We start from the raw sequence: 21,587 nt of genomic DNA, 5'->3' as shown, positions 1-21,587 counted from the left end.
GGCGGCCGTGTCGCAGAGCGGGGGCGATCAGCCGCCGCGGCGCATCAGGTCGAAGAACTCGGAGTTGCTCTTCGTCTGGCGGATCTTGTCGAGCAGGAATTCCATGGCCTCGACTTCGTCCATGTCGTGGATGAACTTGCGCAGCACCCAGATCTTCTGAAGGATCTCGGGCTTGATCAGCATTTCCTCGCGGCGCGTGCCCGACTTGTTCAGGTTGATCGACGGATACACGCGCTTTTCCGCGAGGCGGCGCTCGAGGTGCACTTCCATGTTGCCGGTGCCCTTGAACTCTTCGTAGATCACGTCGTCCATGCGGCTGCCGGTTTCGATCAGCGCGGTGCCGATGATCGTCAGCGAGCCGCCTTCCTCGATGTTGCGCGCGGCGCCGAAGAAGCGCTTCGGACGCTGCAGCGCGTTCGCGTCGACACCGCCCGTCAGCACCTTGCCCGACGCCGGAATCACGGTGTTGTACGCACGCGCGAGACGCGTGATCGAGTCGAGCAGGATCACGACGTCATGCTTCATTTCGACGAGGCGCTTGGCCTTCTCGATCACCATTTCGGCGACCTGGACGTGACGCGTTGCCGGTTCGTCGAACGTCGACGCGATCACTTCGCCGGCGACCGAGCGCTGCATTTCGGTCACTTCTTCCGGGCGCTCGTCGATCAGCAGCACGAACAGGATCACGTCCGGGTGGTTCTGCTTGATCGCGTGCGCGATGTGCTGGAGCATCACGGTCTTGCCCGACTTCGGCGACGCGACGAGCAGGCCGCGCTGGCCCTTGCCGATCGGCGCGATCATGTCGATGATGCGGCCGGTGACGTTCTCTTCGCCGCGCATTTCGCGCTCGAGCGACAGCGGCTTGTTCGGATGCAGCGGCGTGAGGTTCTCGAACATGATCTTGTGTTTCGAGGCCTCGGGCGGCTGCCCGTTGACTTTGTCGACCTTCACCAGCGCGAAGTAGCGCTCGCCGTCCTTCGGCGTACGGACTTCACCTTCGATGGTGTCGCCGGTGTGCAGGTTGAAGCGACGGATCTGCGACGGGCTGATGTAGATGTCGTCGGTGCTCGCGAGGTACGACATTTCCGGCGAGCGCAGGAAGCCGAAGCCGTCCGGCAGCACTTCGAGCGTGCCGTCGCCGAAGATCGTCTCTCCCGTCTTGGCGCGCTTTTTGAGAATGGCGAACATCAACTCCTGCTTGCGCAGGCGGTTCGCGTTTTCGATCTCCAGGCCATTGGCCATTTCGATCAGTTCGGACACGTGCAGAGACTTGAGCTCGGATAAATGCATACGGAGAACCCGCCAGGGAGGAGAAGCGACGAAAGAAAATAAGGGAGGAGGGCGAGCGGAGGCGCTCAGAGACTTAAATGCGTCTTGCCGACGTTTTTTAATTCTAGCATAGGCCGATTCGCGCTTGAGCGAGCGATCGGCGGCTTGACGACGGACGTGTTGCCGACTGACAACACGTCCGCGGAACTGCCGGTATTACAGGTGGCTGTCCAGGAATGCGGTGAGCTGCGACTTCGACAGCGCGCCGACCTTCTGCGCGGCGGCCGCGCCGTTCTTGAACAGGATCAGCGTCGGGATGCCGCGCACGCCGAATTTCGCCGGCGTGGCTTGGTTGTCGTCGACGTTGATCTTCGCGATCTGCAGCTTGTCGCCGTAGTCCTTCGCGACTTCGTCGAGGATCGGGGCGATCATCTTGCACGGGCCGCACCATTCGGCCCAGAAATCGACGAGTACGGGCTTGTCGGACTTGACGACGTCCTGTTCGAACGATGCGTCGCTGATGTGTTTGATCTGTTCGCTCATTGGGTCAATACCTCTTACGGTTCGGGGACTGCCTGCTTGCGCGTTGCGGCGTACCGGCCGCCGTAGGCTGCCGGCCGCTGCGGCAGGTCACTCCGCCTTCCGGAAAGGGGGCGTAAGCGCTGCATGCCGCGGCTCGCGGGTCGTTCGGGCGTCATATTAGCCTAAATTGCTATCTGCTGCGGGCGGCGATAGTAGCCGCTACGCGAGTAGGGGTACGACGCGACGTTCGACCGTTGTGCCATGCAGGTGGAGGCCGGTCCGCGAATTACAAGGGGCGCGCCGCATTCAACGTGTCCGATCGAACGACGTGCCGGTTTGTCCGGCGACATTCGCATGGATGCGAACAAACGGTCGCATTCGTCCGGAAGCAGTGATAGAATATGCCGTGACGGGCCTCCTCGCATGGTGGGGCGGTGAACCTGGTCAGGTCGGGAACGAAGCAGCCACAATCGTTTTCCGCCAGTGCCGAGGGTTGGGCTCGTCACCTTCCTTCTCGCCCCGTTCGCAGGGCGTTTTTTATTTCTGCGTCACACTCCGTTCGACCTGCGCCTTGCCCGTGTTCCGCACCGTTTCGCGTGTCGGCGCGACGCAGCGTTACTGATACAATTTCCCGATGACCTATCAAGTTCTCGCACGCAAGTGGCGTCCGAAGGATTTCGCTTCGCTCGTCGGCCAGGAGCACGTCGTCAGGGCGCTCACGCACGCGCTCGACGGCGGGCGTCTCCATCACGCCTATCTGTTTACCGGAACCCGCGGCGTCGGCAAGACGACGCTGTCGCGGATCTTCGCGAAGGCGCTCAACTGTGAAACCGGCGTCACGTCGCAACCGTGCGGCGTGTGTCGCGCCTGTCGCGAGATCGACGAGGGCCGTTTCGTCGATTACGTCGAGATGGACGCGGCGAGCAACCGCGGTGTCGACGAGATGGCCGCGCTGCTCGAGCGTGCGGTGTACGCGCCCGTCGATGCGCGCTTCAAGGTCTACATGATCGACGAAGTGCACATGCTGACGAACCACGCGTTCAACGCGATGCTGAAGACGCTCGAAGAGCCGCCGCCGCACGTCAAGTTCATCCTCGCGACGACCGATCCGCAGAAAATCCCCGTCACCGTGCTGTCGCGCTGCCTGCAGTTCAACCTGAAGCAGATGCCGGCCGGGCACATCGTGTCGCATCTCGAGCGGATCCTCGGCGAAGAGCGGATCGCGTTCGAGCCGCAGGCGCTGCGCCTGCTCGCGCGCGCCGCGCAGGGCAGCATGCGCGACGCGCTGTCGCTGACCGACCAGGCGATCGCCTATTCGGCGAACGAGGTGACCGAGTCGGCGGTGTCGGGCATGCTCGGCGCGCTCGACCAGACTTACATGGTGCGCCTGCTCGACGCGCTCGCGGCCGGCAGCGGCCCGGAAATCCTCGCGATCGCCGACGAGATGTCGCTGCGCAGCCTGTCGTTCTCGACCGCGCTGCAGGATCTCGCGAGCCTGCTGCACCGGATCGCATGGGCGCAGTTCGCGCCGGGCTCGGTGCTCGACGAATGGCCGGAAGCGGCCGACCTGCGTCGTTTTGCGCAGACGCTGAGCCCCGAACAGGTTCAATTGTTTTATCAGATCGCGACCGTCGGGCGCGCCGAACTCGGCCTGGCGCCGGACGAATACGCCGGTTTCACGATGACGCTGCTGCGCATGCTCGCGTTCGAGCCGGCCGTTGGCGCCGGCAGTGCGCCGGGCGGCCAGCCGTCCGTGCCGCCGCGTGCGATGCCGGCGCCGACGTCGCGTGCAGCCGCGGCACCCGCCGCTGCGGCGAAGCCGGTATCGGCCGCGCCCGCTGCCGCAGCACGGCCGCCCGCCGCGGCGCCGGCCGTGCCGGTCGCACGTTCGGCGTCGGCGCAATCAAGCGACGAAGCCGAGCGGCCGGCCGCCAAGCCGGCTGCCGTCCCGTCATCGGCAGAGTCGGCAGCACCGGCAGAGTCGGCGGCATCGGTAGCGTCCGACGCACCAGCTATCGAGCCGCCGCAGCCGGAAGCGAAGGCGGCGCCCGCAGGCGACATGCCGCCTCCCGCGCGCAAGGAACCCGAGCCGCCTGCCGTTGCCGCCGTGCAGCGAAACGACGAACCGGCTCCAGCGGGCGAACCGGCGCCGCGCGCCGCATCGCCCGAGCCCGCCGCCGCGCGGTCGACGGCACGCGCAGGCGGTGCCGCCGCCGCGCTCGACGTGCTGCGCAATGCAGGGATGCGCGTGTCGTCGGACCGCGGCCGCGCAGGCGCTGCCGCCAAGCCGGCGGCAGCCCAGCCGGCTGTCGACAAGCCGGCCGCGCCGCGTCCGGCTGTCCAGGTGCCGACGCCGCGTGCCGTTGCGCGTGCGCCGCAGGCAGCCGATTCGCGTCAGCCGTCGCCGCCTTGGGAAGACATCCCGCCCGACGAATACGTACCGCTCAGCGCCGACGAGATGTTCGGCGGTTCCGACGACGGCTTCGTGCCGGCATTCGACAGCGGTCCCGACGATGTGCGCGTGACGCCGAAGCTGGCGGACGCGCGTCCGGCCGCGCCGATCGACTCGCGCCCGTTGCCGCCGGCGATCGCGCTCGATCCGATCGGCTTCGACGGCGAATGGCCGGCGCTGGCCGCGCGGCTGCCGCTGAAGGGTGTCGCGTATCAGCTCGCGTTCAACAGCGAGCTGACGGCCGTTGATGCGACGGCATTGAAATTGTCCGTGCCGGTGCCGCAGTATGCGGACGCCGCGCAGGTGGCGAAGTTGAAGGCGGCATTGGCCGATGCGCTCGGCAAGCCGGTCGAGGTGAGCGTCGAGGTCGGGCCTGCGCGGCGCACGGCGGCGGCGCTCGATGCGGCCGCCCGCGCGGCGCGCCAGCGCGAAGCCGAGCAGGAGATTCACGGCGATCCGTTCGTCCAGCAGCTCGTGCGCGAGTTCGGTGCGCGCATCGTCGACGGCTCGGTGCGCCCGCTCGCAGATTCGGCGCCGGACGGCGCGCCGCCGACGCTGCATTGAACCGAGCGCCCGTCGACAGGCACAATCACGCCCCGCACACATTGGCCGGCACGCGCCGCGTGCCGGTTTTCACACGATCCAGAAGGAGTATTCCCATGTTGAAAGGCAACCTCGCCGGACTGATGAAGCAAGCGCAGCAAATGCAGGAAAACATGAAGAAGATGCAGGAGCAGCTTGCGCTCATCGAAGTCGAAGGGCAGTCGGGCGCCGGCCTCGTCAAGGTGACGATGACGTGCCGCAACGAAGTGCGCCGCGTGTCGATCGACCCGAGCCTGCTCGCGGACGACAAGGACATGCTCGAGGATCTCGTCGCCGCCGCGTTCAACGACGCGGTGCGCAAGGCCGAAGCAACGTCGCAGGAAAAGATGAGCGGGATGACGTCGGGCCTGCCGCTGCCCCCGGGCTTCAAGCTGCCGTTCTGAGCGCAGCGTCCTTGTCACTGTTTGCCGCCGTATGAAACAGCCGTCCGCCTTGTCCGCGCTCGTCGAAGCGTTGCGCGTGTTGCCCGGCGTCGGGCCGAAATCCGCGCAGCGCATGGCGGTTCACCTGATGCAGCACGACCGTGAGGGTGCCGAGCGGCTCGGCCGCTCGCTGCTGTTCGCGACCGAGCACCTGCAGCACTGCGAGAAGTGCAACACGTTCACCGAAGCGCGGATCTGCGAGGTCTGCAGCGACGAGGAGCGCGATCCGACGCTGCTGTGCGTCGTCGAAACGCCTGCCGACCAGATCATGCTGGAGCAGACGATGACCTACCGCGGGCTGTATTTCGTGCTGATGGGGCGACTGAGCCCGCTCGACGGAATCGGCCCGAAGGAAATCCATTTCGACCGCCTCGTGCGGCGCGCGTCCGACGGCGTCGTCAAGGAGGTCGTGCTCGCGACCAACTTCACGAACGAAGGCGAAGCCACCGCCCACTACCTCGGCCAGACGCTCAAGGCGCGCGGGCTGGCGGTCACGCGCCTCGCGCGCGGCGTGCCGGTGGGCGGCGAGCTCGAGTACGTCGACGCGGGCACCATCGCCCGCGCGATGCTCGACCGCCGCACGATGTAAGCCGGGCGCCGCCTGCCGGCGGCGCCGTTCCTCATGCCAGGGAGACACATGAGCGTCAGCCAGGGCCCGCTCGCGGGCGTCAAAGTGCTCGAATTCGGAACGCTGATCGCGGGGCCGTTCGCGTCGCGGCTGTTCGCCGAATTCGGCGCGGAAGTGATCAAGATCGAGGATCCGAACGGCGGCGACCCGCTGCGCAAGTGGCGCAAACTCCATCCGGAGCAGGGCGGCACGTCGCTGTGGTGGTCCGTCCAGGCGCGCAACAAGAAATCGGTCACGCTCAATCTGAAAGCCGACGCCGGCAAGGCGATTGCGCGGCAGCTCGCGAGCGAGGCCGACATCGTGATCGAGAACTTCCGTCCGGGCCTGCTCGAAAAGCTCGGGCTCGGCTACGACGTGCTGTCGGCCGACAATCCGGGCCTCGTGATGGTGCGCCTGTCCGGCTACGGGCAGACGGGCCCGTACCGCGACCGGCCCGGCTTCGGCGCGATCGCCGAATCGATGGGCGGGCTGCGCCACATCACCGGCTATCCGGATCTGCCGCCGCCGCGCATCGGCATCTCGATCGGCGATTCGATCGCCGCGCTGCACGGCGTGATCGGCGCGCTGATGGCGCTCCATCACCGCAAGGTCAACGGCGGCGCGGGGCAGGTGGTCGACGTTGCACTGTATGAAGCCGTCTTCAACATGATGGAAAGCGTGGTGCCCGAGTACGGCGTGTACGGGATGGTGCGCGAGCGCACCGGCGCATCGCTGCCGGGCATCGTGCCGTCGAATACGTATGCATGCCGCGACGGCAGCATCGTGATCGGCGGCAACAGCGATCCGATCTTCAAGCGGCTGATGAAGGCGATCGAGCGCGACGACCTCGCCGACGATCCCGCGCTCGCGCAAAACGACGGGCGGGTGCCGCGCACGCAGGAAATCGACGACGCGATCGCCGCGTGGCTCGCGCCGCGCACGATCGACGAGGCGCTCGCCGTGCTCAACGCGGCCGACGTGCCGGCCGGGCGCATCTACAGCGCCGCCGACATGTTCACCGATCCGCAGTTCGTCGCGCGCCAGATGATCCAGCATTTCAAGCTGGCCGACGGCACCGACATTCCGCTGCCGAACATCACGCCGAAGCTGTCCGACACGCCGGGCGAAACGCGCTGGCTCGGGCCCGCGCTCGGCGAGCACACCGACGAGGTGCTGCGCGGCCTCGGCTACGACGCGCAGGCGATTGCCGCACTGCGCGAGGCGGGCGCGATCTGAGCGCACCCGGCCTGGCGCTTCGCGCCGGGCTTCTCGGCGATGGTATCCCCGAGGAGATTTTCTCCGCGCGGAAAAGCGGGCGGCCCGGCGTTTTCCCCGATGTGCAGAACGCCGCCGCGCAGTGCGGCGGCGCATCGCGTGCCCATGCGTATACCCGCCCGTCCACGGTGGCCGGACTGTCGCTCTCGCGCCATCTTTCCTCGGTTACAATCGCCGGATGCGAATCCTACTCAGCAACGACGACGGCTATCTCGCCCCCGGTCTCGCCGCGCTCAGCGAAGCGTTGCAGCCGCTGGCCGAGCTTACGGTGATCGCGCCCGAGCAGAACTGCAGCGGCGCGTCGAATTCCCTCACGTTGTCGCGGCCGCTGTCGGTGCAGCGCGCAGCGGGTACGGGTTTCTTCTACGTGAACGGCACGCCGACCGATTCGGTGCACGTCGCGCTGACCGGGATGGCCGATGCGAGGCCGGATATCGTCGTGTCGGGCATCAACAACGGCCAGAACATGGGCGAAGACACGCTCTATTCGGGGACAGTTGCAGCCGCCACCGAAGGCATCATGTTCGGTGTGCCGGCGATCGCGTTCTCGCTGGTCGACAAGGGCTGGGCCCACCTGGCCGACGCCGCGCGCGTCGCCGCGGAAATCGTCGCGCACTACCTCGCGCACCCGCTGCCCGGCCAGCCGCTGCTGAACGTCAATATTCCGAACCTGCCGTACGACCAACTGAAGGGCTGGCAAGTCACGCGCCTCGGCAAGCGTCATCCGTCGCAGCCGGTGATTCGCCAGACCGACCCGCGCGGTGAGCCGATTTACTGGATCGGTGCCGCGGGCGAGGCGCTCGACGCCAGCGAGGGCACCGATTTCCATGCCGTCGCAAACGGTTTCGTGTCGATCACGCCGCTGCAGCTCGATCTCACGCATACGCAGATGCTGCCCGCGACACGCGAATGGGCGCGCGCCGGAGGGCGGGCTTCATGAGCGGCGAGCGCGCGAAGCGGTTCCCGCTCGCGCTCGAAGATCTCAAGCGAGCGCCACGCAAGTCGGAAGGTCGGGCCGGTGAACGCCAGGCGGCGGGCGCGATGTCGAAGGCCGCCGACAAACCCGCGGCCGTGCTGAAACCCGTTGCGGTGAAGCCGGCCGCCGTGCGGGCGCCGCTGCCGGGTGTCGCCGCCGCGAAGCCGGCGACCGCACCGAAGCCGACCGTGCTGAAGCCGGCGCTGCCGAAGCCGGCGGCGCCGAGCGTCGCGCCGGCCGGCGCGTTCGCGCTCACGTCGGAACGTGTGCGCGAGCGGATGGTCGAACGCCTGCGCGCGAACGGCGTGACCGATGCGCGCGTGCTGGACGCGATGGCAGCGGTGCCGCGCCACATGTTCGTGGATCCCGGCCTCGCGACGCAGGCCTACGAGGATTCGGCGTTGCCGATCGGCCACCAGCAGACCATTTCAAAGCCGTCGGTCGTCGCGCGCATGATCGAGCTCGCGATGGCCGGCCGCACGCTCGAGCGCGTGCTCGAGATCGGCACCGGTTGCGGCTATCAGGCCGCCGTGCTGAGCCACGTGGCACGCGACGTGTATTCGATTGAACGCATCAAGCCGCTTTACGAGCGCGCGAAGCTGAACCTGCGGCCGCTGCGCGTGCCGAACATCCGTCTGCACTACGGCGACGGGCGTGTCGGCCTGCCGTCCGCGGCCCCGTTCGACGCGATCGTGATCGCGGCTGCGGGGCTCGACGTGCCGCAGGCGCTGCTCGAGCAGCTCGCGATCGGCGGGCGGCTCGTCGCGCCGGTCGGCGCACAGAGCGGGCAGCACCAGGTGCTCACGCTCGTCGAGCGCGTCGCGCACGCGCAATGGCGAGAGTCCCGGCTTGATCGCGTTTTCTTTGTCCCTTTAAAATCCGGAGTGATTTGAAACCGATGAGTATGTTGCGCGCGATGCAAAACAACCGATCCAGGGAACCGCTCACGCTCGCCCAGCGCGCGATCTGTGTGGCTGCGTTCTCCACGCTACTGGCCGCCTGTGCGACGCGGCTCGACAACGCGCCCGTCGTCGACCGCTCCGGGTCGCTCGGCACGACCGCCGCCGCACAGCCCGCGGTGCCGCTCGGCCCGCCGCCGCCGGGCTTCTATCGCGTGAAGCCGGGTGACACGCTGTACCGGATTGCGCTCGAGAACGGGCAGAACTATCGCGACATCGCGTCGTGGAACAATCTGGCGAACCCGAACCAGATCGAAGTCGATCAGTTGCTGCGCGTGGCGCCGCCAGGCGGCGCTACGGTTGCGGGCGTACCGGCTGCGGGCGCGCCGATCGCCGGTGGCACGGTCGCGACCGCACCGCTGAGCAGCGGTCCGGCCACGCCGGCCGCGGGCACGTCGTCCGCACTCGCCGCCACGCCGCCGGCTGCGGCCACTGGCTCGAGCGATACGGCGGCCGCGCCGAGCGGCCCCGTGACGTTCGCATGGCCCGCGCGCGGACCCGTGCTGAACGGGTTCGACGATGCGAAGAACAAGGGAGTCAATATCGGCGGGACGGCCGGCGAGGCCGTGAAGGCGGCGGCAGACGGCCGCGTCGTTTACTCCGGCAACGGTCTGCGCGGCTACGGCAACCTCATTATCATCAAACACGATGCAACTTACCTCACGGCGTATGCACACAATCGCGCTTTGATGGTAAAAGAGGGGGACGCGGTAACGAAGGGGCAGAAGATCGCCGAGATGGGTAACAGCGATGCCGACCGCGTGATGCTGCATTTCGAGGTTCGCCGGCAGGGTAAGCCTGTCGATCCGCTGAAGTATTTGCCGCCTCAATAACCGAGACGACCATGCCGAAATCGAAGCGCCACGAGCCGCAAGCCGAGTCTGAGAAGATCAGTCGTGCCACGCAAGCATCGGTGGGGCGAGTAGCTGCTTCGACGGACGACGAAGATGACGTCGCGGAAAACGAACGTGATCTCGATGTACGCGACGGCGAAGCGGACGGTGGCGACGACGAGCGCGAAGGCCGCCCGGAAGTAGCGCCCGACGTCGACGATTTCCGCACGCTGCTGCAGGCCGAGCTCACGGCCGATACGATCCAGCATTACCTGAACCGCATCAGCGTGAAGCCGTTGCTGACCGTCGAGGAAGAGCAGCGCTATTCGCGCCTCGCGAAGGCCGGCGAATTCGAGGCGCGGCAGGTGATGATCGAGCGCAACCTGCGTCTCGTCGTGAGTATCGCGAAGGGGTATCTGAACCGCGGCGTGCCGCTGCTCGACCTGATCGAGGAAGGCAACCTCGGCCTCATGCATGCGATCGAGAAATTCGACCCGACGCGCGGTTTCCGTTTCTCGACCTACGCGACGTGGTGGATCCGGCAGAGCATCGAGCGCGCGATCATGAACCAGGCGCGCACGGTGCGCCTGCCCGTGCACGTGATCCGCGAACTGAATCAGGTGCTGCGCGCGAAGCGCCACCTCGAAAAGAATTCGATGTCGACGGGCGAGGCGGCCGAGCGCCGCGAAGCCAGCATCGACGACATCGCTTATCTCACCGGCAAGACCGCCGAGGAAGTCACCGATATCCTCGCACTCAACGAACACACGGCGTCGCTCGACGCGCCGCTCGACCTCGATCCCGCGAGCAGCCTGCTGGACCTGCTGCCCGACGACCAGAGCCAGTCGCCCGACGCGGAGGTGCAGCACCGCGAGCTCGAAACGTTGACGCGTGCATGGCTGTCACGGCTGTCCGACAAGCACCGGCACGTGATCGAGCGCCGCTTCGGGCTGAACCACATCGAACCGGCGACGCTCGAGGAGCTGGCCGACGAGATGGGGCTCACGCGCGAGCGCGTGCGGCAGATCCAGCAGGAAGCGCTGGTGCGCCTCAAGCGGTTCTTCGCCTCCAACGGCGTGCGCAAGGACGCCGTTCTGTAACCGATGACTCCGATTCTTGTTTTTGACATCGAGACGATTCCCGATGTCGACGGCATTCGCCGTCTGGAAGACCTGCCCGCGACGCTCGACGATGCAGCAGTGGCCGAACACGCATTCGCCGCACGTCGCGAGAAGACCGGCAGCGATTTCCTGCCGCACCACCTGCAGCGGATCGCGGCGATCTCGTGCGTGTTCCGCGACAACAACGGTTTTCGCGTGCGCTCCCTCGGGACGCCGCAGGACAACGAAGCCACGCTGATCCAGTCGTTCTACCGCGTGATCGAGAAATACACGCCGCAGCTCGTATCGTGGAACGGCGGCGGTTTCGATCTGCCGGTCCTCCATTACCGCGCGCTCGTGCACGGCATTCCCGCCACCCGCTACTGGGATCTCGGCGAGGACGACCGCGAATTCAAGTGGAACAACTACATCTCGCGCTATCACTCGCGGCATACCGACCTGATGGATGTGCTCGCGATGTATCAGGCGCGCGCCAACGCGCCGCTCGATGCGCTCGCGAAGCTGTGCGGCTTTCCGGGCAAGCTCGGGATGGACGGCAGCCAGGTATGGCCGGCGTTCCAGGACGGGCGGATCGACGAAATCCGCAACTATTGCGAAACCGACGTCGTCAACACCTACCTGCTGTATTGCCGGTTCCAGTTGATGCGCGGCGGCCTGACGCCGAGCGAGTACGCGGACGAGATCCTGCTCGTGAAGAACGCGCTTGCGCAGGAACCGGCCGCGCACTGGGTCGAATACCTGGCGGGTTTCGACGCGTAGCGCGGGCGGCTCATGCCCGCAATCGGTGCGATCAGGCCAGTTCGAGCAGCACCGGCTGGTGATCGGACGCGCGTACGTCGCCGTCGATCTCGCAGCCGATGACGCGCGGCAACAGTGTGTCGGTCACGAACACGAAATCGCACGCGAGTGGCCCGTCCGACCATTGCGCCGTATCGTAGACGCCGGCCGTCGGCGGCGGCGTACGACCGGGATGCCGTGCGACCCACGCGTCGACGAAACCCGGCGCGTCGGCGATCGGCTCCAGGAAGCGCCGGTACGCCTCGCCGTCGAAGGCGCTGTTGAAATCGCCGCAGACGATCGCATCGCGCGGTTGCCCGGTCGCGCTGAATGGCCCCTCGGCGGTTTCGGCGGGGGCGGGTTGGTTCGCGTGCGCGCAAGCCTCGCGATGCCGGTCGCGCAACGCATCGACCTGTGCAAGCCGCTGGCGCGCCGAGTAATACTCCAGATGCGTGGTGACCACGCGCAACGGCCCGAAGGGCGCGTGTAATTCGATATCGAGCGCGACGCGCGGCATCGACGGCGCGCCGGCGTCGGCCGGCCACGGCAGCGATCGGCGCAGCACGCGCCCGACCGGCAGTCGCGTCGCGATCGCATTGCCGAACTGGCGGCGCGGTGCGTCCGGCTGGACGGCCGGCAGGTCCGCGCCGATGGCGTCGACGATCGTATAGCCGGGCAGCAGCGCCGCGAGTTCGGCGAACTGGTCGGCGCGTGGCCGGCCGGGCAGTGCGTCGAAGCCGCGCGTGACTTCCTGCAGGCACAGCACGTCGAAATCGCCGAGCTGGCGGATGGCCGAGACGGTACGGGAAAGATCGACGACGCCGTCCGCGTCCCGACCCCATTGGATGTTCCAGTCGATCAATCGCATGGTCGAATCTCCTGTTGGGCGGAATGTCGGGGCTTGGGCGTTGCCCCGGCCGGTTTGCGGCTCCGCTCGCCGCACGTGCATCCCGAAGCCGCATTGCATGGCGGCGCGGGCGCACCACAGGGCTGTCTGTGCGCAAGTTCGACGCCTGCCTCATCCAAAGCACGCGACGGGGGCCTTCGTCGTCTACAATCTCGCCTTCTTCAACGTTTGTCAGGAAAAGCTGGTGTCCGAAGCCGTCCCCACTTCTGCGCGCAAATCGAAAAACGCGCCCGTCGCGCCCGGGCCCGCCCCGGTTCTCGAGATCGAATCGCTCGACATGGAAGCGCGCGGTGTCGGCCGCACGATGACCGAGGACGGTCAGCCGGGCAAGGTGATCTTCGTCGAAGGCGCGCTGCCGGGCGAGCGCGTGACCTATTCGAGCTATCGCCGCAAGCCGAGCTACGAGCAGGCGACGGTAGTCGACATTCTGCGCCCGAGCGTGATGCGCACGCAGCCGAAGTGCAAATTCTTCGGCACCTGCGGCGGCTGCTCGATGCAGCATCTCGACATGCGCGCGCAGGTGGCGGTCAAGCAGCGCGTGCTCGAAGACAATTTGTGGCATCTGGCGAAGCTGCGTGCGGAAACGATGTTCGCGCCGATCCACGGTCCGTCGTGGGGCTATCGCTACCGTGCGCGCCTGACCGTGCGCAACGTGGCGAAGAAGGGCGGTGTGCTGGTCGGCTTCCACGAGAAGAAGAGCAGCTACGTCGCCGACATGACGAGCTGCGAAGTGCTGCCGCCGCACGTGTCGGCAATGCTCGTGCCGCTGCGCCGGCTCGTCGAAGGGCTGTCGATTCGCGACCGGATGCCGCAGATCGAACTCGCGGTCGGCTCGGCAGTCACCGCACTCGTGCTGCGCGTGCTGGAGCCGATCAACGCGGACGACGAAGCGCTGCTGCGCGCGTTCGCGGACGAGCACCACGTGCAGTTCTGGCTGCAGCCGAAGGGCCCCGACACGGTGACGCCGTTCTATCCGCTCGACGTCTCGCTCGATTACACGTTGCCGGAATTCGGCATCCGCATGCCGTTCAAGCCGACCGACTTCACGCAGGTGAACCACCAGATCAACCGCGTGCTGGTGGGGCGGGCGCTGCGCCTGCTCGCGCCGTCGCGCGACGATCGCGTGCTCGACCTGTTCTGCGGGATCGGCAACTTCACGCTGCCGCTCGCGCGGCTGTCGCGCGAAGTGATGGGTATCGAGGGCAGCGACACGCTGACCACGCGCGCGCTGGCGAATGCACGCGAGAACGGTGTCGACGGCCACACGACGTTCGCATGCCGGAACCTGTTCGAAGTGACGGGCGACGACCTCCGCGCACTGGGCGCATTCGACAAGTTCCTGATCGACCCGCCGCGCGAAGGCGCGCTCGCGGTGTCGAAGGCGCTGGCCGAGATCGCGCAGAGTGGCGCAGGCCCGCTGCCGAAGCGCATTGTCTACGTGTCGTGCAACCCGTCGACGCTCGCGCGCGATGCGGGCCTGCTCGTGCACGAGGCCGGTTACCGGCTGAAGGGTGCCGGGGTCGTGAACATGTTCCCGAATACGTCGCACGTCGAATCGATCGCGCTGTTCGAGCGCGACTGAGCCGGGCGGCGGACGTAAAAAAACCGGCCCGCGGGCCGGTTTTTTCATGGTGCGCCGCGAACGTCAGTTGCGGTTGCCGCCGAAGATGCCGAGCAGCGCGAGCAGGTTCGTGAACACGTTGTACAGGTCGAGGTAGATCGCGAGCGTGGCCGAGATGTAGTTCGTCTCGCCGCCGTTCACGACGCGCTGGACGTCGAACAGCATGTAGGCCGAGAAGATCGCGATCGCGAGCACCGACACGGTGAGCATCAGCGCCGGCAGTTGCAGGAAGATGTTCGCGACCGAGGCGAGCAGGATCACGATCACCCCCATGAACAGCCACTTGCCGAGCCCGGAGAAGTCGCGCTTGCTGACGGTGGCGATCGTCGCCATCGCGGCGAAGATGATGCCGGTGCCGCCGAACGCGAGCATGATCAGCGACGGGCCGTTCGAGAAGCCGAGGATGAAGCTCAGCAGCCGCGACAGCATCAGGCCCATGAAGAACGTGAAGCCGAGCAGCACGAACACGCCGGCCGCGCTGTTTTTGGTCCGCTCGATCGCGAACATGAAGCCGAACGCGATCGCGAAGAACGCGAGCAGGCTCATCATCGGGCTCGTGGCCGCGAACAGCGAGAAGCCCGTCGCGACGCCGACCCAGGCGCCCAGCACGGTCGGCACCATCGACAGCGCGAGCAGCCAGTACGTGTTCCGCAGCACGCGGTTGCGAACCGCGGCGGTGCTGACGGAGCCGCCGCGGCCGAAATTGTACGGATAGTCGTTCATGGTTTCTCCTAACATTGAACGCGTGGGCGTCCGGGGCCGGTTCGGCGCGCGCGATGTGCGGCGCAGCAAACCGGGGCAGCTATGGCTAAGATACGTTCCGTGCCGCGAGGTTTCAATGGATCGGCGGCACAAAACATATGGATTCTGAACCTTTCATTCGTGTAAGGGTTCAATCGCAATGATACACGGGATCGTGCTACAATAGCGGATTCATTTGAACCTGTAACTTCTTAATTTTTTGGAGTTTTTATGGCAATCGAGCGCACCCTGTCGATCATCAAGCCGGATGCGGTGGCAAAGAACGTGATCGGCCAGATCTACAGCCGTTTCGAAGGCGCCGGCCTGAAGATCGTCGCAGCGCGCATGGCGCACCTGTCGCGTGCCGACGCAGAGAAGTTCTACGCAGTTCACGCAGCACGTCCGTTCTTCAAGGATCTCGTCGATTTCATGATCTCGGGCCCGGTGATGATCCAGGTTCTGGAAGGTGAAGGCGCGATCCTGAAGAACCGCGACCTGATGGGCGCAACGGATCCGAAGAAGGCGGAAAAGGGCACGATCCGCGCCGACTTCGCCGACAGCATCGACGCGAACGCCGTGCACGGCTCGGACGCTGCGGAAACGGCAGCGGTCGAAATCGCGTTCTTCTTCCCGGAAATGAACGTTTACTCGCGTTAAGCCCTGGCTGACAGCAAGTAGGCAGGATTCAGCGCACGCGGCAAGGCAGCACATCATGACGAGCGAAACTTCCGTCAATCTTCTCGACTTCGACGCCGAGGGTCTTGTCGCGTACTGCGGCAGCCTGGGCGAGAAGCCGTTCCGCGCCAAGCAGTTGCAGCGCTGGATCCACCAGTACAACGCCGGCGATTTCGACGGCATGACCGATCTCGCGAAGTCCCTGAGGGAGAAGCTCAAGGGCCGCGCATCGATCGTGATGCCGGACATCGTCAGCGATCACGTTTCCACCGACGGCACGCGCAAGTGGCTGATCGACGTCGGAAACGGCAATGCGGTCGAAACCGTGTTCATCCCGGAAGAGACGCGCGGCACGCTGTGCGTGTCGTCGCAGGCCGGGTGCGCGGTGAACTGCCGCTTCTGTTCGACGGGCAAGCAGGGCTTCTCCCGCAACCTGTCGACAGCCGAAATCATCGGCCAGCTCCGGATGGCCGAATTTGCATTGCGAGCGTCGCTGGGCCGCGCGCCCGGTCCGAACGGCAAGGCCGAACGGGTCGTTACCAACGTGGTGATGATGGGCATGGGCGAGCCGCTCCTGAATTACAGCGCGGTCGTGTCCGCGATGCGGTTGATGCTCGACGACAACGCATACGGCCTGTCGCGCCGTCGCGTCACGCTGTCGACGTCCGGCGTGGTGCCGATGATGGACCGCCTCGGCGCCGAGTTGCCGGTCGCGCTGGCCGTTTCGCTGCATGCGCCGAACGATGCGCTGCGCGACGAGCTGGTGCCGCTCAACAAGAAGTATCCGCTTCGCGAGCTGATGGCTGCGTGCCAGCGCTATCTGCAAGTCGCGCCGCGCGACTTCATCACGTTCGAATACTGCATGCTCGACGGCGTCAACGACACCGAAGCGCATGCGCGCGAACTGCTGGCCGTCACGCGCGACGTGCCGTGCAAGTTCAACTTGATCCCGTTCAATCCGTTTCCGGAGTCGGGCCTCATCCGCTCGAAGCCGGAGCAGATCAAGCGCTTCGCGCAGGTCCTCATCGACGCGGGTGTCGTCACGACCGTGCGCAAGACGCGCGGCGACGACATCGACGCCGCGTGCGGGCAACTGGCCGGCGCGGTGAAGGATCGTACGCGCCTTGCGGAACGAACGGGCGCAGCAGGAAAAATCATCGAAGTTCGGGCAGTTTGACGGGGGCGCCTGGCCGGGGTGCCCGAACCCTTTGGCGGTGCAACACGCGAATAGCGATCGGTCGCGGCGCCTCGGCGCCGCGCATGGTATGAACCGTTGCGGATGCCGGCCGGCGGGAGCCGGCGGCAGCCGCCAGTGAAGAAGAATCGACGCGAGGACAAGGATGAGTGAGCCGCAGCCGTCTAACGGCGCAGAGACGAATGCCGCGAAGCCGGCACCGGCGGGACTGGAATCGCTGGCGGCGGTCGGCAGCCGGCTGGCGCAGCTTCGGGAGGCGAAGGGCTGGTCGGTCGACGACGTGTCGGCGCGACTCAAGGTCGCACCGCAAAAGCTCCGGGCGCTCGAGGCCGGCGACATCAGCCATTTGCCCGGCGTGACGTTCGCGCTCGGGGTCGTGCGCAGCTACGCGAAGATGCTCGGCGTCGATCCGGAACCGTTCGCGCAGGCGTTGCGCCGCGAGCGCGGGGTGCCGGAAGTCGATCTGTCGATGCCTGCGTCGTCGGGCACGGATCTGCCGCGCGGCCGCGTGTCGATTCCGCTGGGCGGCTCGTCGCGCCACCATCCGTGGCTGTGGGGAACGGGGATCGTCATCGTCGCGGTGGTCGCCGTACTGATGTGGCACACTGGCGGCGATTCGTCGAGTCTGCTCGCACGCTTGAAGGGCGGCGACGCCGAACATGCGTCGGCCGCGAGTGCGGCGGCGGCATCGTCGTCTGCCGAAGAAGCGGCCGCGACCGGCGCGTCGGCGGCGGTGGCGAATGAGGTTCCGGCCCCGGCTGCCGCATCGGCATCGGCTGCCCCGGCGCAGCCGATTGCGTCGGCTGTTCCGGCGCCTGCGGCCCCGGTCGCGACGGCTGCCGCATCGCAGCCGGTGGCGGCAACGGCGGCGGCAAGCACGGCCGCGCCAGCCCAGCCGGCGAGCGTCGTGGTGGCGGCAGGCCAGTCGATGGTCGAACTGAAGGTCAAGCAGGATTGCTGGTTCAGCGTGCGCGACAAGAACGGCAAGGAGCTGTTCTCGGCGCTGGTGCGTGCCGGCGAAACGAAGCAGGTTGCCGGTGACGGGCCGTTCAAGGTCACGATCGGCAACAAGGCCGGTCTCGACGCGGTTGCGTTCGACGGAAAACCGGTCGATCCGGCAAAATATTCGGCAGCGCGGGGTAACGTGGCGCGGTTCACGTTGCCCTGACGTCAAGCGCCGTGGCGAAGGCCTGCCGTCCATATCGGCAGGCCGTGAGGGCACGGCGCTTTTTCAATTCATGCGCCGCGTCGCGGCGCATTCCGCGTAAATGGATCTATCGATGCAATCCGAAGCTCAATCCCCACGCAGCAGTCAGATTTGTTCAACCGAACCGGTGTTCGGCGGGCATCAGCCGCGCCGTGTATCGCATGCGGTGGATGTCCGCTGGGGCGGGCAACTCGTGACGATCGGCGGCGACGCGCCGGTGCGCGTGCAGTCGATGACGAATACCGACACGGCCGATGCGATCGGCACGGCGATCCAGATCAAGGAACTCGCGAACGCGGGCTCCGAACTGGTGCGCATCACGGTCAACACGCCGGAGGCCGCGGCCGCCGTGCCGGCGATTCGCGAGCAGCTCGACCGGATGGGCGTGACCGTGCCGCTCGTCGGCGATTTCCACTACAACGGCCACCTGCTGCTGCGTGACTACCCGGGCTGCGCGGAGTCGCTGTCGAAGTACCGGATCAACCCCGGTAACGTCGGTCAGGGCGCGAAGCGCGACACGCAGTTCGCGCAGATGATCGAAGCTGCGGCGAAGTACGACAAGCCGGTGCGGATCGGCGTGAACTGGGGCAGCCTCGACCAGGATCTGCTCGCACGCATGATGGACGAGAACGGTGCGCGCGCGCAGCCGTGGGACGCGCAGAGCGTGATGTATGAGGCGCTGATCCAGTCGGCGATCGGCTCGGCCGAACGCGCGGTGGAGCTTGGCCTCGGCCGCGACCGCATCGTGCTGTCTTGCAAGGTCAGCGGCGTGCAGGACCTGATCGCCGTGTACCGCGAACTCGGCCGCCGCTGCGGCTTCGCGCTGCACCTCGGGCTGACCGAGGCCGGCATGGGCTCGAAGGGAATCGTCGCGTCGACGGCGGCGCTCGGCGTGCTGCTGCAGGAAGGGATCGGCGACACGATCCGCATTTCGCTGACGCCGGAGCCGGGCGCGCCGCGCACGGGCGAAGTGATCGTCGGCCAGGAAATCCTCCAGACGATGGGCCTGCGCTCGTTCGCGCCGATGGTGATCGCATGCCCGGGCTGCGGCCGCACGACGAGCACGCTGTTCCAGGAACTCGCGATGCAGATCCAGACGTATCTGCGCGAGCAGATGCCGGTCTGGCGCAAGGAATATCCGGGCGTCGAGAAGATGAACGTGGCCGTGATGGGCTGCATCGTCAACGGCCCGGGCGAGTCGAAGCACGCGAACATCGGCATCAGCCTGCCGGGCTCGGGCGAAAACCCGGCCGCGCCCGTCTTCATCGACGGCGAGAAGGTCAAGACGCTGCGCGGCGAGCGGATCGCCGAGGAATTCCAGCAGATCGTCAGCGACTACGTCGCGCGCAATTACGGCCGCACCGAGGCCCTGAACTAATTCGTCCACACACACGAACGATGACTGAACAGAAACGCAAGATCGAGAAGCTCACCGGCGTCAAAGGCATGAACGACATCCTTCCGCAGGATGCCGGCCTGTGGGAATTCTTCGAAGCTACCGTGAAATCGCTGCTGCGCGCGTACGGCTATCAGAACATCCGCACGCCGATCGTCGAGCACACGCAGCTCTTCACGCGCGGCATCGGCGAAGTCACCGACATCGTCGAGAAGGAGATGTACAGCTTTACCGACGCGCTGAACGGCGAACACCTGACGATGCGTCCGGAGAACACCGCGGCCGTCGTGCGCGCGGCGATCGAGCACAACATGCTGTACGACGGCCCGAAGCGCCTGTGGTACATCGGCCCGATGTTCCGTCACGAGCGTCCGCAGCGCGGCCGCTACCGGCAGTTCCATCAGGTCGGCGTCGAGGCGCTGGGCTTCGCGGGCCCCGATGCGGATGCCGAAATCATCATGATGTGCCAGCGCCTGTGGGACGACCTCGGGCTGACCGGCATCAAGCTCGAGATCAACTCGCTCGGTCTCGCCGAAGAGCGTGCCGCGCATCGCGTCGAACTGATCAAGTACCTCGAGCAGCACGTCGACGTGCTGGACGAAGACGCAAAGCGCCGCCTGTATACGAACCCGCTGCGCGTGCTCGACACGAAGAATCCCGCGCTGCAGGAAATCGCGCAGAACGCGCCGAAGCTGATCGACTTCCTCGGCGACGGATCGCGTGCGCACTTCGAAGGGCTGCAGCGCCTGCTGCTCGCGAACAATATTCCGTTCAAGATCAACCCGCGTCTCGTGCGCGGCCTCGATTACTACAACCTGACCGTGTTCGAATGGGTGACCGACAAGCTCGGCGCGCAGGGCACGGTTGCGGCCGGCGGCCGCTACGATCCGCTGATCGAGCAGCTCGGCGGCAAGCCGACCGCCGCGTGCGGCTGGGCGATGGGCATCGAGCGCATCCTCGAGCTGTTGAAGGAAGAGGATCTGGCGCCCGAGCAGGAAGGCGTCGACGTATATGTGGTGCATCAGGGCGAAACCGCGCGCGAACAGGCGTTCATCGCGGCCGAACGCCTGCGCGACACGGGCCTCGACGTGATCTTCCACTGCAGCGCCGACGGCGCGCCGGCGAGTTTCAAGTCGCAGATGAAGCGGGCCGATGCAAGCGGCGCCGCGTTCGCGGTGATCTTCGGCGAAGAAGAGGTCGCGAACGGCACGGTAGGTGTGAAAGCGTTGCGCGGCGCGGGTGCGGAAGGGGAAAAGAACGTTCAGCAGACCGTACCGGTCGAAAGCTTGACCGAATTCCTAATCAATGCGATGGTTGCATCCGCCGAAGACGGCGACGACTGATCGCGCTCGCATTCGCTCGACAAGAAAAGCCTGAACAGGAAGGAATCGCTCGCCGATGAGTTATCACGACGAACAAGAATCGATTGAAAATCTCAAGGCGTGGTGGGCCCGCTGGGGCAACCTCACCACGTGGATCGTGCTCGCGGCGCTCGTCGTCGCGGCCGGTTTCAACGGCTGGAATTACTGGCAGCGCCGTCAGGCTGCCGAGGCGTCCGGGCTGTACGAGCAAGTCCAGAAGGCTGCCGCCGCGAACGACAAGGCAACGATGGCCCGCGCGGCTGCCGACATGGAGGACAAGTTCGGCAGCACGCCGTATGCGCAGATGACGGCGCTTGCGGCCGCGAAGACGCTGTACGCGGCCGGCGATGCGGCAGGCGCGAAGGCGCAGCTGCAATGGGCCGTCGATCACGCCAAGGACGACGAGTACAAGCAGATCGCGAAGCTGCGCCTCGCGTCGCTGCTGCTCGACGAGAAGGCGTACGATGCGGGCCTCGCGCTGCTGTCGGGTACGCCGGTCGATGCATTCAAGGGCCTCGTGGCCGATCGCCGCGGCGATCTGCTGGCCGCGCAAGGCAAGACCGACGATGCGCGCGCCGCTTACAAGCTCGCGCTCGACGGCCTGTCGAAGGACGACCAGTCCGCGCGCCAGCTCGTGCAGTTCAAGCTGGACGCGCTCGGCGGCTGAA

At 66.4% G+C, this 21,587-nt stretch carries 20 protein-coding genes and 1 other RNA gene; 17 read left to right on the top strand and 4 right to left on the bottom strand.

The window, feature by feature from the left end; translation table 11 throughout:
• Nucleotides 1–27: 27 nt before the first annotated feature.
• Both rho and trxA read right to left on the bottom strand, forming a co-directional pair.
• Nucleotides 28–1,290, bottom strand: a complete 1,263-nt coding sequence (gene rho, locus WS61_RS26695) for a transcription termination factor Rho (protein WP_006478662.1) — start codon at nucleotides 1,288–1,290, stop codon at nucleotides 28–30.
• 195 nt (nucleotides 1,291–1,485) lie between these two features.
• Entirely contained in the window at nucleotides 1,486–1,812 is a 327-nt protein-coding gene (trxA, locus tag WS61_RS26690; protein ID WP_006402348.1) for a thioredoxin TrxA, read from the bottom strand.
• A 387-nt stretch (nucleotides 1,813–2,199) separates the two neighbouring features.
• Here trxA and ffs point away from each other — a divergent pair.
• The 10 genes from ffs (at nucleotide 2,200) to WS61_RS26640 (ending at nucleotide 11,798) form a co-directional block, all read left to right on the top strand.
• Nucleotides 2,200–2,298, top strand: an RNA gene (ffs, locus tag WS61_RS26685) — signal recognition particle sRNA small type.
• A 127-nt stretch (nucleotides 2,299–2,425) separates the two neighbouring features.
• The gene (locus tag WS61_RS26680; RefSeq protein WP_059504940.1) at nucleotides 2,426–4,807 is read left to right on the top strand and encodes a DNA polymerase III subunit gamma/tau; all 2,382 of its coding nucleotides are present in this window, start codon (nucleotides 2,426–2,428) and stop codon (nucleotides 4,805–4,807) included.
• A gap of 95 nt (nucleotides 4,808–4,902) precedes the next feature.
• Nucleotides 4,903–5,229, top strand: coding sequence for a YbaB/EbfC family nucleoid-associated protein (locus WS61_RS26675; protein WP_006482124.1), 327 nt, complete (start codon nucleotides 4,903–4,905; stop codon nucleotides 5,227–5,229).
• Between the two features lie 31 nt (nucleotides 5,230–5,260).
• Nucleotides 5,261–5,857: a recombination mediator RecR gene (recR, locus tag WS61_RS26670; protein ID WP_034207452.1), complete on the top strand. Its 597-nt coding sequence runs from the start codon at nucleotides 5,261–5,263 to the stop codon at nucleotides 5,855–5,857.
• Between the two features lie 48 nt (nucleotides 5,858–5,905).
• On the top strand, nucleotides 5,906–7,111 hold the full coding sequence (locus tag WS61_RS26665) for a CaiB/BaiF CoA-transferase family protein (protein ID WP_059504938.1): 1,206 nt from the start codon (nucleotides 5,906–5,908) through the stop codon (nucleotides 7,109–7,111).
• A 217-nt stretch (nucleotides 7,112–7,328) separates the two neighbouring features.
• The gene (gene surE, locus WS61_RS26660) at nucleotides 7,329–8,090 is read left to right on the top strand and encodes a 5'/3'-nucleotidase SurE (protein WP_034207450.1); all 762 of its coding nucleotides are present in this window, start codon (nucleotides 7,329–7,331) and stop codon (nucleotides 8,088–8,090) included.
• A complete protein-coding gene (locus WS61_RS26655; RefSeq protein WP_059505033.1) occupies nucleotides 8,087–9,019 on the top strand; it encodes a protein-L-isoaspartate(D-aspartate) O-methyltransferase in 933 nt (310 codons plus the stop codon). Before surE ends, WS61_RS26655 begins: the two co-directional genes overlap by 4 nt.
• Nucleotides 9,020–9,024: 5 nt before the next feature.
• Entirely contained in the window at nucleotides 9,025–9,918 is an 894-nt protein-coding gene (locus WS61_RS26650; RefSeq protein WP_059504936.1) for a peptidoglycan DD-metalloendopeptidase family protein, read from the top strand.
• An 11-nt stretch (nucleotides 9,919–9,929) separates the two neighbouring features.
• A complete protein-coding gene (gene rpoS, locus WS61_RS26645) occupies nucleotides 9,930–11,018 on the top strand; it encodes an RNA polymerase sigma factor RpoS (RefSeq protein WP_059504934.1) in 1,089 nt (362 codons plus the stop codon).
• A gap of 3 nt (nucleotides 11,019–11,021) precedes the next feature.
• Nucleotides 11,022–11,798, top strand: a complete 777-nt coding sequence (locus WS61_RS26640) for a 3'-5' exonuclease (protein WP_059504932.1) — start codon at nucleotides 11,022–11,024, stop codon at nucleotides 11,796–11,798.
• Between the two features lie 31 nt (nucleotides 11,799–11,829).
• Here WS61_RS26640 and WS61_RS26635 read toward each other — a convergent pair whose 3' ends face one another.
• A complete protein-coding gene (locus WS61_RS26635; protein ID WP_059504930.1) occupies nucleotides 11,830–12,684 on the bottom strand; it encodes an endonuclease/exonuclease/phosphatase family protein in 855 nt (284 codons plus the stop codon).
• A 223-nt stretch (nucleotides 12,685–12,907) separates the two neighbouring features.
• Here WS61_RS26635 and rlmD point away from each other — a divergent pair, with 223 nt between their 5' ends.
• A complete protein-coding gene (gene rlmD, locus WS61_RS26630) occupies nucleotides 12,908–14,305 on the top strand; it encodes a 23S rRNA (uracil(1939)-C(5))-methyltransferase RlmD (RefSeq protein ID WP_059504928.1) in 1,398 nt (465 codons plus the stop codon).
• A gap of 63 nt (nucleotides 14,306–14,368) precedes the next feature.
• Here the strand turns inward: rlmD and WS61_RS26625 are convergent, their stop codons facing one another.
• On the bottom strand, nucleotides 14,369–15,067 hold the full coding sequence (locus WS61_RS26625; RefSeq protein ID WP_034207445.1) for a Bax inhibitor-1/YccA family protein: 699 nt from the start codon (nucleotides 15,065–15,067) through the stop codon (nucleotides 14,369–14,371).
• A gap of 249 nt (nucleotides 15,068–15,316) precedes the next feature.
• Here WS61_RS26625 and ndk point away from each other — a divergent pair, with 249 nt between their 5' ends.
• The 6 genes from ndk to WS61_RS26595 all read left to right on the top strand — a co-directional run bounded on the left by ndk (nucleotide 15,317) and on the right by WS61_RS26595 (nucleotide 21,586).
• On the top strand, nucleotides 15,317–15,742 hold the full coding sequence (ndk, locus tag WS61_RS26620; RefSeq protein WP_040144283.1) for a nucleoside-diphosphate kinase: 426 nt from the start codon (nucleotides 15,317–15,319) through the stop codon (nucleotides 15,740–15,742).
• Nucleotides 15,743–15,797: 55 nt separating this feature from the next.
• Entirely contained in the window at nucleotides 15,798–16,937 is a 1,140-nt protein-coding gene (gene rlmN / locus WS61_RS26615) for a 23S rRNA (adenine(2503)-C(2))-methyltransferase RlmN (RefSeq protein ID WP_059504926.1), read from the top strand.
• Nucleotides 16,938–17,100: 163 nt separating this feature from the next.
• Nucleotides 17,101–18,123: a helix-turn-helix domain-containing protein gene (locus WS61_RS26610; RefSeq protein ID WP_059504924.1), complete on the top strand. Its 1,023-nt coding sequence runs from the start codon at nucleotides 17,101–17,103 to the stop codon at nucleotides 18,121–18,123.
• Nucleotides 18,124–18,235: 112 nt separating this feature from the next.
• Entirely contained in the window at nucleotides 18,236–19,540 is a 1,305-nt protein-coding gene (gene ispG, locus WS61_RS26605; protein WP_034207441.1) for a flavodoxin-dependent (E)-4-hydroxy-3-methylbut-2-enyl-diphosphate synthase, read from the top strand.
• 20 nt (nucleotides 19,541–19,560) lie between these two features.
• Nucleotides 19,561–20,901, top strand: a complete 1,341-nt coding sequence (gene hisS / locus WS61_RS26600; RefSeq protein WP_059504922.1) for a histidine--tRNA ligase — start codon at nucleotides 19,561–19,563, stop codon at nucleotides 20,899–20,901.
• A 55-nt stretch (nucleotides 20,902–20,956) separates the two neighbouring features.
• Complete coding sequence (locus tag WS61_RS26595) at nucleotides 20,957–21,586, top strand: tetratricopeptide repeat protein (RefSeq protein WP_059504921.1); 630 nt, start codon at nucleotides 20,957–20,959, stop codon at nucleotides 21,584–21,586.
• Nucleotide 21,587: the final 1 nt, after the last annotated feature.

The sequence above is a fragment of the Burkholderia sp. ABCPW 11 genome, from assembly GCF_001523445.1.
Lineage (GTDB): Bacteria > Pseudomonadota > Gammaproteobacteria > Burkholderiales > Burkholderiaceae > Burkholderia.
Note: the sequence above shows the minus strand (reverse complement) of the source record. Positions and strands in the feature narration are given on the sequence as shown.